The sequence below is a fragment of the Metallosphaera sedula DSM 5348 genome, from assembly GCF_000016605.1.
In the GTDB taxonomy this organism is placed as follows: domain Archaea; phylum Thermoproteota; class Thermoprotei_A; order Sulfolobales; family Sulfolobaceae; genus Metallosphaera; species Metallosphaera sedula.
This window is the reverse complement of sequence record NC_009440.1, coordinates 2181994-2191517: the sequence shown is the minus strand read 5'-3', so window position 1 is coordinate 2191517 and position 9524 is coordinate 2181994. Positions and strand designations below refer to the sequence as shown.

12 protein-coding genes, 2 tRNA genes, 1 other RNA gene and 2 pseudogenes are annotated in these 9524 nt (G+C 46.2%); 6 read left to right on the top strand and 11 right to left on the bottom strand.

Annotated elements, in window-relative coordinates:
* The first annotated feature begins 218 nt into the window (after nt 1-218).
* Nucleotides 219-292 (top strand) — tRNA-Ala (locus MSED_RS11760).
* Nucleotides 293-321: 29 nt separating this feature from the next.
* On the opposite strand, the gene MSED_RS11755 is transcribed toward MSED_RS11760, so the two are convergent.
* Together MSED_RS11755 and MSED_RS11750 are read right to left on the bottom strand one after the other, a co-directional pair.
* Entirely contained in the window at nt 322-1551 is a 1230-nt protein-coding gene (locus tag MSED_RS11755) for a tRNA(Ile)(2)-agmatinylcytidine synthase (RefSeq protein WP_012022220.1), read from the bottom strand.
* Nucleotides 1548-1796 (bottom strand): Lrp/AsnC family transcriptional regulator, encoded by a 249-nt coding sequence (locus MSED_RS11750; protein WP_048060388.1) that lies wholly within the window; start codon nt 1794-1796, stop codon nt 1548-1550. Before MSED_RS11750 ends, MSED_RS11755 begins: the two co-directional genes overlap by 4 nt.
* Here MSED_RS11750 and MSED_RS11745 point away from each other — a divergent pair.
* Nucleotides 1774-2325: pseudogene (locus MSED_RS11745) on the top strand (DUF367 family protein); the annotation flags it as partial. The gene MSED_RS11750 and the pseudogene MSED_RS11745 sit on opposite strands and share 23 nt — an antisense overlap.
* Nucleotides 2326-2344: 19 nt before the next feature.
* On the opposite strand, the gene rnpB reads toward MSED_RS11745, so the two are convergent.
* The 8 genes from rnpB to rpiA form a co-directional block, all read right to left on the bottom strand.
* Nucleotides 2345-2644: RNase P RNA component (rnpB, locus tag MSED_RS11885), an RNA gene on the bottom strand.
* Nucleotides 2645-3169, bottom strand: a complete 525-nt coding sequence (locus tag MSED_RS11740; protein WP_048060211.1) for an XRE family transcriptional regulator — start codon at nt 3167-3169, stop codon at nt 2645-2647.
* 40 nt (nt 3170-3209) lie between these two features.
* Nucleotides 3210-3383: a preprotein translocase subunit Sec61beta gene (locus MSED_RS11735; protein ID WP_012022216.1), complete on the bottom strand. Its 174-nt coding sequence runs from the start codon at nt 3381-3383 to the stop codon at nt 3210-3212.
* Nucleotides 3383-4141, bottom strand: a complete 759-nt coding sequence (locus MSED_RS11730; protein WP_012022215.1) for a geranylgeranylglyceryl/heptaprenylglyceryl phosphate synthase — start codon at nt 4139-4141, stop codon at nt 3383-3385. The genes MSED_RS11735 and MSED_RS11730 overlap by 1 nt, the downstream gene beginning before the upstream one ends.
* Nucleotides 4095-4430: a transcriptional regulator gene (locus MSED_RS11725; protein WP_012022214.1), complete on the bottom strand. Its 336-nt coding sequence runs from the start codon at nt 4428-4430 to the stop codon at nt 4095-4097. The genes MSED_RS11730 and MSED_RS11725 overlap by 47 nt, the downstream gene beginning before the upstream one ends.
* Nucleotides 4420-4584, bottom strand: coding sequence for a hypothetical protein (locus MSED_RS12415; RefSeq protein WP_012022213.1), 165 nt, complete (start codon nt 4582-4584; stop codon nt 4420-4422). Before MSED_RS12415 ends, MSED_RS11725 begins: the two co-directional genes overlap by 11 nt.
* Nucleotides 4581-4946, bottom strand: a complete 366-nt coding sequence (locus MSED_RS11720; protein ID WP_144418796.1) for a metal-binding protein — start codon at nt 4944-4946, stop codon at nt 4581-4583. The genes MSED_RS12415 and MSED_RS11720 overlap by 4 nt, the downstream gene beginning before the upstream one ends.
* On the bottom strand, nt 4903-5586 hold the full coding sequence (gene rpiA, locus MSED_RS11715) for a ribose 5-phosphate isomerase A (protein ID WP_012022211.1): 684 nt from the start codon (nt 5584-5586) through the stop codon (nt 4903-4905). Before rpiA ends, MSED_RS11720 begins: the two co-directional genes overlap by 44 nt.
* Before the next feature lie 40 nt (nt 5587-5626).
* On the opposite strand from rpiA, the gene MSED_RS11710 reads away from it, so the two are divergent.
* Nucleotides 5627-5701, top strand: a tRNA-Arg gene (locus MSED_RS11710).
* A gap of 31 nt (nt 5702-5732) precedes the next feature.
* Here MSED_RS11710 and MSED_RS12115 read toward each other — a convergent pair.
* Nucleotides 5733-5891, bottom strand: a pseudogene (locus MSED_RS12115) (putative integrase); the annotation flags it as partial.
* Between the two features lie 394 nt (nt 5892-6285).
* Here MSED_RS12115 and MSED_RS12605 point away from each other — a divergent pair.
* From MSED_RS12605 to MSED_RS11880, 3 genes are all read left to right on the top strand, one after another.
* Nucleotides 6286-6459, top strand: a complete 174-nt coding sequence (locus MSED_RS12605; RefSeq protein ID WP_144419036.1) for a ribbon-helix-helix domain-containing protein — start codon at nt 6286-6288, stop codon at nt 6457-6459.
* A gap of 262 nt (nt 6460-6721) precedes the next feature.
* The gene (locus tag MSED_RS11700) at nt 6722-7096 is read left to right on the top strand and encodes a hypothetical protein (protein WP_012022209.1); all 375 of its coding nucleotides are present in this window, start codon (nt 6722-6724) and stop codon (nt 7094-7096) included.
* Entirely contained in the window at nt 7077-9503 is a 2427-nt protein-coding gene (locus MSED_RS11880; RefSeq protein ID WP_012022208.1) for a hypothetical protein, read from the top strand. The genes MSED_RS11700 and MSED_RS11880 overlap by 20 nt, the downstream gene beginning before the upstream one ends.
* Nucleotides 9504-9524 lie beyond the last annotated feature (21 nt).

The following is a 9524-nucleotide window of genomic DNA, read 5'->3' as shown; positions in this document are numbered from 1 at the left end:
AATCAGCCTTGATAAACTGCTGTTACATTGCATTATGTCGTCATTTAGGTATAAATTATTTCTAGAACTTTTTTTGAAAATGGGGACATGTATAGTTCAAGTTACAAAGTGTTCGGCGTTTGAAATCCCTACATTACATAGTTACTGCGAACATCTACTAGATAGTCTGGACTCCCTAAGCTGGTAGATTTATAAACAGACTAACAGTATCTTATACTGGGCCGGTAGCTCAGCCTGGAAGAGTGCGCGGTTGGCATCCGCGAGGTCCCGGGTTCAAATCCCGGCCGGTCCACTTCACCGTTACGCGGTTCACCTTCACGACTACTCATAAAAAATCGGCTTCGTTAGGTGTCTGTACTTCCTCGTCTGAAACACTCCTAGACTGATTCCTCTTTCCACTTCCCTCACCACCTTCTCCCCCGCAAACCTGTGCCCACACCTCCTGCATCTAAATCCCTTCCCCTTACCGGCAGACTCGGAGGAGCCTCCGCAGATGGGACATCTAGGATTGTTTACCTCCACCTTTGGCACCAAGTTCAGGATCTCCACCTTTTCCGGTTCTATCACAACCCCGTACCTAACCGACGGCTTGACAGCTCCATAGACCCTGATCCTATCTCCAGGCAATAACTCCCTTACGGCCCTGTTTAACTCCCCGGTTTCCTTGTACACCAGCATCACCAGGTCATCCCCTATCACGACGCAGTCTCCTCCCCTTTCCACCCTCACAGAATTCACGGTAACTTCTCCCACGAAACTGGAGTACGGCCTAAGTTTAGGGTTCCGAAAATGGTGATCAGTTCCCTGGTTAGTTACGAACACCACATACGATTCCGCTTCCTCGTTCACCTTCAATCTCTTCATTCCTTCCACCAACGCGACTGGATCGGTTCCCCTAAGACCAAACAGCACGGGATCCCTTCCGTGAGACAGGACCAGTGGTTCCATGTCCACGTAGTCCACATTCGCATACACCCTTGGAAAATATCTCTCGTCATACTCTATCAGGGAGGATAGGTCCAACTCCCTTCTCCTCCCCCAGTTTTCCTGGGCCCTGTACGTTACTAGTTCATAGGTTCCATTACCTGAAAATCCCATGGAGGCCATGGACCCTATCACCCCCCTACCTCCCGTGGTAAGGATCCCAAGCCTTTCCGAAACGTTCTTGACGTAATCCAGCGTGACCACGTCGCTGACCGCCTTCCAGTAGAGGTGTTCCAGCTCCCCCATCACCTCAACCTTTCCCACAGAAACGCCGGGAGACCTCTTGTACAGTAATCCCCTGGACACCCTCTCCACGTAGTTCATGGACTCGCTCCAGACCATCTCAAGGAGTTCCGCCTGGTCCCTCTCAGTCTCCACCACGAATGAGACTGAGGCGTTCCCCCTGGTTTTCCAGGGTATGTTGGGGTTCAGCCTAGTTAACCTAGGATATCCCACAACCCTTACGTTAGCCTTGTTAAACTCTTTCAATAAAAGCGAGGAAAAATGTGTGGTGCATCCGCCCTCTGGGGAATCGTGATCGTCAACGCCAATTACGTACATGTTCATTTCTTCTGCGTCTTGCTCTCCATGATAATCATGGTTAGCGTAGATCTTACCTTAGGAAGCTTTCTAATGTTATTACTAATAAAATTTCTTAAAGAATCCATGTCCGGCGAGTCCACCTTTGCAACAATGTCGTAAACTCCGTAGACGATGTAGGTCTCACTTACCTCGTTCATTCCCTTTAGCTTGTTATAAACTTCTTCTTCCCCTCCAGGATCTGTGTTTATGAGGACAATTGCAGTTACCAAGTTCAATCCCACTAGCTTTAATAAATATAAAGTTATAAGAACTTTACGATACTCTGTGCATATATTTATCTTAGAATTTGGAGAAGATGATCCGGCCAAATGCACAGGGAGGAAGATGGCGAGGCTTGGGTTTGCAAGGTTTGTGGACAGGCCCGTGGGAGTAGTTCTGAATCCCTTGTCGGACCGAGTACTCTCCGTGAAGGATAGAGAGATATACCTTAACAGGGGGATAACTGTTCTAGATTCCTCCTGGAACAGGTCAGACGACTCCTTTTTCCGTAAGTACTCGAAGAACGGTAGAAGGCTCCCATTACTCTTTGCAGGAAATCCCGTTAACTACTCTAAACCCATGAAGCTATCCTCACTCGAGGCAGTGGTTGCCTCGCTCTACATCATGGATGACGTTGATGAGGCTCTCAAAATAGCCTCGATAGTGAAGTGGGGGAAAACGTTCCTGGATTTGAACAGGGAGCTACTGGAGGCTTACCGAGGGAAGAGTGAGGAGGAGATAGTCCAGGTGGAAACTTCCTTCATCAAGGACGTAGTGGGGGAGCCTCGGCAATAACCCAGCTTCTGTACTTGGGGGATTAGGCTCTGCGTATCAGGGGAGTCATTTTGCCCTATCCTCCCCTACTTGCTCAAGGGGAGATCTGCCGTTTCAACCCACGATAGGTCTCTCACACCCTCCCATCCGTCGCCAGATGGGGTAAATGATCATTTTCATCTGGCCCACCGCAGGTCTCGTTTCTGTGCAGTTGTCGGAGCACCTAACCCCGTCCCTCGCGGGACTCCCCCTGGGCGAGAGGCTGGAGTTTCCCCAGTTTCCCGTGGCCCCCTGCCGGGCTCCCCTATTTCCTTGCCAAATACGTTATTAAATCGCTTCTGGTGATAATCCCCAAGGGAATTAGGTCACCCTCTACCACCAGGGTAACTGAGTACCTGGTGAGAAGCTTCATGACCTGATTAACGGGAGTGGACGGACTTACGAGCGGTGGTAAAGGCGCCATAACGTCGACCGCCTTCAAGCTCCTAGAAGATGGAAGCGCAAGCTTCCTCATTAGAACGTAATCGTAGATCATTCCCATGAGTTTCCCGCTAGAGTTCACAACTGGTACCTGGGATATGTTATTGCTCTCCATCAGCTCAACAATGTCCTTGACCCTATCATCCATTTTAGCGGAAATAACAGGGGAATGCATTAGGTTAACTGCGACTTCAGGGACTTCAATGAGGGGAGTGAGCTCGTCCAAGATCTTCCTAACCACCGATAGTTTGGGATCAATCTTTCCCTTCTCTATCTTCGCAATGAGAGACTGAGAAACACCTACCCTCCTGGCTAATTCCGTCTGTGTTAGCCCCGCCATCTCTCTCATTTTTCTTATATCGGATAAATTAATGAACAATTTGGAAGCCCTACGGCGGTATTATCTTAGTTACTGCAACTACTACTGCAACCAACACAATGCTTGCAATTATCACGTAGATGGGATCTACCTTATACTTTTCGTGCTCCTCTTCGTAGTATCTAATCAACCCAGCCATTGACATGACAGGAACGTTTTCCTTCTTCTTTTTAGAGGAGGGCATTACTCAATCCTGTAAACTCTCTGCATAGCCTCTATTATTTTTATTGCCCTTTCTATGTCGGTCTCTATGACGTTACCTGTTACCAACGCCTTGGCTCCAGCCTTCACAAGTTCCACGGCCCTTTCAGGAGTTCTAATCCCGCCACCAACGATCAGGTTTATCTCGGAGTACTTTGACACGAACTTAACCATCTCAGGCCTCACCGTGTCCGGCGCCCCAGAACCGGCCTCTAGGTACAGATACTCCATTCCCATGTACTCGGCAGCTAGTGCGTACGCTACCGCAAGTTCTGGATTGTCGTAGGGAACGACCCTAGCCCTACCTATATGCGCTGCGGTCCCTCCATGTCCCACAATGAGGTAACCGGTGGGTATGGGTTCGAGACCTATGGTCTTCACGATTATTGAGGCAGAGACCTGGGCACCAATCACGTAGTATAGGTCATCCGAGTTCAGGAGCGACATGAAAAGAATTGCGTCAGCCTTCTCTGAGATCAGGTTGATGTTACTTGGGAAAATGATCTTGGGAACGCTAAAGTCCTGAAGTACACTCAATATGCTGTCCAGTTTCTCCTTTGAGACTCCAAGAGTCCCTCCAATGAGAAAGGCCGAGGTTCCTGCCTTGAACAGACTTGATGCGACCTTGCTTAAACTCTGGATATCTTTCACTTTATCGGGATCAATTAACGAAAAATGAATTGGCTGACCTTCATCAATTAGTTTCTGGAGATACTTCGCTGTCTTCCCCTTGATCCTCATGATCTTCAGTCTCTTCTTCACTCCGCTCTTTTATTTCCAACTTTCCTTCAAGGTAGAGATCGAGAAACTTTCCGTAGACGTTTGCCTCATCGTAAACTGGAGGTAATCCCTCTAGATCGGTGCTAAGTCCGCAACTACCGCACTTTATATGGGCAGTCCTGGGGCCACTATCTGACTTATCGAACTTGATGGTAATTGCAATCTTCCCGCACCTGGGGCATTCGAATGTTTTAGGAATCTGAGGCTTTACTCTCACTATCTTTGTCCTTTTCTTCCTTTTACCTCCCATGCGATCCACCCTTTCTCTTCCTTTCCACCTTCACCTGTTCCTTCTTTGTGGGGATTCCGGTTAATATATCCTCAAAGGTTGCATAGGTTACTCCTCCTATCACTGCTACAGTGGCAGCTATCAGCACGATTTGAATGGTTGCTAGATCGGTCATCTCGATGAAATGAGTTTTCTCAGCTTTAAGGATTTTCCGTAAGCGAAAATCTCGGTTAATATTTCCTTGAGTTCTTCTCTCTTCACCACTATTTTTCTGAAACTCTCGTTCCTAGACGCAATGTTATATGCCTGTATGTGGATACAGGAACCTTCACCCTCAAGGATACCATGAAAAAGGAAGTATTCACAGTCGCATGAGGTAGGGCCCACAATGTGGTCCCTGTGAGATCCCTTCTCCCGAGCCATGAAAACGAATAGGGGAGGCCCGCCCTCCCTCGTTCTGAGCTCTATAACCCTGCCTTCCTTAACGGCCTTTTCAGCCTCTCTGGAATACTTGGATTCTTCCTTCGCTATCTCCAATCACTATGGAATCATATAGGTTTTCACAAAATATACCCGTTTCCACCACTCCAGGAATTGTTTTGAGCTCCCTCTCCCATTTACATAGGTCCTCCACCATTACACTAATGTCAAGGATTAGGTTACCGTTATCTGTAACCACTGGGCCCATCTTACCGGAACCCTCTCTTGGAACAGGTTTAAGGCCCATCTCGTTTAGCCTCACTAAGATTAGCGAGAAGCCAGCGGGTACCACTTCCACCGGAACCTGGATCTCCCTTCTGGACACGAACTTAGATGTCTCTCCTATAAATATTCTTTCTTTTGAGAAAAATGATAGTATTTTCTCTCTTAGTAGGGCAGCCCCTCCTCCCTTAATGAGAACCTTCCTTCCCTGAGATTCAACCAGAAAGTCAAAGCCATCTACGTAAATCTCTGGAATAACCCCGGAAAAGGGAGATAGTACCAGTGCTCCTTTGCTGGAGGCTAATAGGTCCGTATCAGTTGAGCTGGTTACTAGTATCCTGCCCTGCAGAGAACCCTGAAGAGCCATCACCTCTACTAACTTCCGTACCGTTTTACCTGTTCCCAGACCAATTACCCTCTTGTTAGCTAGAATTGGCAGGATATAGTGAGCCAGGACTTCCTTGGGATCGGTCATGGAGTTTAGGTTAAATAACTTGAAAATAAAGGTTATGACGGGACCCGTAGCTCAGCCAGGATAGAGCGTAGGCCTCCGGAGCCTAAGGTCCCGGGTCCGAATCCCGGCGGGTCCGATGTGGGGGACACCCCCACGCCCCCAATCCTAAATTTCTCGTAAATTTCAACGACGTTATCTAAAGGACCCACGTAACGCTCTCTTGTCTCACCGTTTATCGTTTCCGATTTATAGACATAATACCGACCTTTCCTTTCGCGTATGATTACGTCGCCATACTTATATCTCGTCTTTTCTTTAGGGGACAACCCCTAAAATCCCCTCCTAATTTAGCGGTTGCCAATTTTGATTTATAAGCCATTGGCAACCCTTAATTTTTGCCGTGATTAACGTTAAATTGAAAGAAGACGGCAAAAAATCCTTACCGCCGAGAAAAAAATAAATCACTTTTTCACGCGTTTATAGCACAAAACGAGATTTCCGTCTTTATCGAAATTAACGTTTAGCGTAAAATCGTCACTTTCTGTAATGCCAAACGTTTCGATGAAATCATGAGGTATTCGTAAATAGTAGACTTTACTGTGCGACCCCTTTTTTGCCACTACTTTCATATTCGAAAAATTACCCAATTGGGCTAATAAATAATTGGGCGCTAGAAAGTTTATTAGGGCGCGCGCCGGATAGTGTAATGTGACGGGTAGTATGGCGGTATACGAATCTAAAAAACCCAAAGTCGAAAGGTATGTTTTTTACGCCCCTTACGACTTTATCGAAAAGGTAGATGAAGTAGGCCGTAAAATGGGAGTAACGAATAGGAGTGAGCTAATTCGCATGGCCTTAAGGGATCTAATCGAAAAGTGGGGAGCGTCTTCGTGATCCACGTGCCAAAAAGTACGTGATAAAAGAGGGAGAAAAAGTGGCGAAAACTGGGCCCTTTATAAATCCTCTTTCAGGCCTCATTTTCGGGTGAGAAAAATGGAAAAAGAAATCAAGGTCACACTAAGTAACGAACAATACGCGAAGATAAGAGAAATAGCGAAAAAGAATTCTCTAACGATGGCATCGTTAGTGAAAACCGCGATAGCGGAATATTTACGAAAATTTGAGGCGTAGAAAAAAGAAAATGTGGTGATAGGCCGTGGTCAGATATATAGAGTCAAAACGAGATAAAAAGGATAACGCCAATGGACGCTCTAGCGAAAACTGGACTAAACGGAAAACGGTCTATGTCTACCCGAGTAAGAAATGCGTATTCCTAGTCCTCGACGATCCCAAGGAGGGGAAGTACAGTTACGGGGTTAGGATCCAGCCGATTTACGGGGGCTACTATTCTTCGAAGGAGAAGAAGTGGTATCGGTCCTACGAATTGCGAGATTACAACGTCGTCCTTAACGTGGATAGGGATATGGCCGATTCCATCAAGAAAGGAATACTCGTAGTTAGGGGATTCCAAGAAGAGGACATACTACTATGGCCGGAGGAGGCGAGAGAAGATGCTCAAGAGACTGAGTGATCTCCCTAACGTAAAGAGGATCACTAAGAAGTCCGGGATTCCTAGCGATACTAGAGACTCGCAAACTCCCGCGCACAGTAGAAAACCAAGTGCGCGGATTATTTCGCCTAGATACAACGAATCGAAAAATGATCATGGTAGCGACTCGAATACAAGTGAAAAGTCAAAGGGGGTACCCGGGTTTGTGGCAAAAGTGGCAAAAACAGAGCATAGCAAAGTGAAATCACTGCCACAAATGCCACAAAGTGGGGTACCCCACTCTAAAATTGATTCAGAAAAATCGCATCACGTTACTAAAAATTCGCGGGAGACCAGCGATAACGATATCATAATCGATAAAGAGAATGAGAGAATTATCATAATAAAGAATGGTAGGAGACTAGAGATCGAGTATAGATTCAGCGGATATATCGAGGGTAAGGTTAAGGACATGAAAATACCCTTATTCCCGCAGTACGAGTTATCCGTTCCTCCGCAAAGCGTTATGGCGACCATAAGATATTACAAGAAAGAGCAAAAGAAAGGCGAAAGTCAGGGTAATGACGAATACAAGTTCGTTATAGCGAACCTAGAGGAGGTAGTTGAGAAGATATACGAGAAGAAGAAGTCCATCGATAGGCATATCACAACGAAGGATATAACGACGGCCCTCGAGATGTGGGTAAATGAACTTGAACTTCAGCCGATGTATAAGGACGTTTTAGAGGTCGTAAAGGATTGGGACGAGTGGAAGAAGATAAACAAGGATCCTATTAACTTCTTCCTCGAACTTTCCAAGAACGATACTGTAGACGACGATAACGGAATAACGAAGAAGTTGAAGATCGCGACGTTACTGAGTATAGTATCTTCGCATCTAAAGAGGAACAAGAGCGATACGGGGATCGTACGCGTTCATCTAATCCTAACAGGAAAAAGCAGCGCAGGAAAATCGACTACCATAAAATCGATCCTCAAGTATTTCTATGAACGCAGAGATAATACGGACGATCCTATCGTATTCAGGAATACAAGGCTAACGCAGAACGCTCTTGGATATATTAGGAGTATAGATACATTCGATGGTAGGGTTCTCTTCGTCGAACAGATCGATAACCTTGAGGGTGTAAAATATTTGAGGGAGGCCCTCTCCGAGGGAGTTATATCGACTACCGTTCCAGTACGCGATCCGAAGACGGAGGAGATGAAAGATCAAGAAGTGATTGTTGAGGGCGAACCAGCATTTATCTCTACAAACGTGGTTGCAAGTATCGATACGCAGATATTGAATAGGACGGTTCAACCATATCTTCCATCGAGTGGCGATAAGAAGTTCAAAGAAAAGAAAAGGAGGAAGATATGGTTCAAGAAGGGATTAGACGATGAACAGTTTAACAGGATAAAACTTGTTACGTACGCGTGGCTAAAATCGTTACCAGACGATCCAGAACCTACCGAAGAATCCTTCGAACTGGTAAACAAAATATTCGGACGTTTCGATAACGCAGATAACGATTCTAGAGCAACGGAGATAACTAAGGCATTTAGTAGGGCCGTAGCGTCGTTAAGGCGTCATGATAAGATAGAAAGGGAAGACGTAGAGTTCGTAATGAAACTGTTCAAGAAGGACATAATACTCATGGCCCATTACATGTCGGAACGCGACCTCGAGATATTGAAGTGGCTAAAGGACCATGGATATATCAAGGAAGATGAGAACAAAGCGGAATACATAGAGAACGCTGATCTTTCCAGAAGTCTAAAACTACTATCGAAGGAGACGATGGACATAATGAACTCGATGTATAACATGGGTCTCGTCGATAAGGATATAATAGGAAAGAAGGTATATTGGGCCCTTACGCCTTACGCATTAACGCTAATCCAAGAGATCGACCTAACAGAACTTGGATCTGACGAAGCGAATGAGGTAATCGAGACCGAGACTGGCATGGGAACCGTGGGGTTTTTTCGTGGAGATGAGCGAGGACGAGATTCGGAAGATCCCATGCCAAGGAATGACGGAGAAGGAATGCGAGGAGACGAGAGAGAAGATGGTGAAACTCTATCACGAAGGGAGGCAGAAATTATTCAATTCGTCCAATCGAGGAACCCGAGGCTAGCCGACTTAATCCGTAAATTCGGAGATACAGTAAACGGCCTAATTAGTAAGGGAATGTTGGAGACATTCGTAGCGGGAGATGACGAAACATACGTGAGACTTCCCAAGACCGAGAGATCCCCAGTTAACAATATTAACGATATTTGCGCTAGCTTCGATAGGAGAGAGATAACGGAAGAGGAATATGCAAGCGAGACCCCTATCGAGGTCTTCCGCTGTTTGCGGAATGCAAAGGCGTATATGGAGAATACCGAAGACGGCAAAAGGGTTTATCGCTATATATATCCAACAGAAAGGGAAAAGTAACGCGGTTTTACGGTTGCTAAC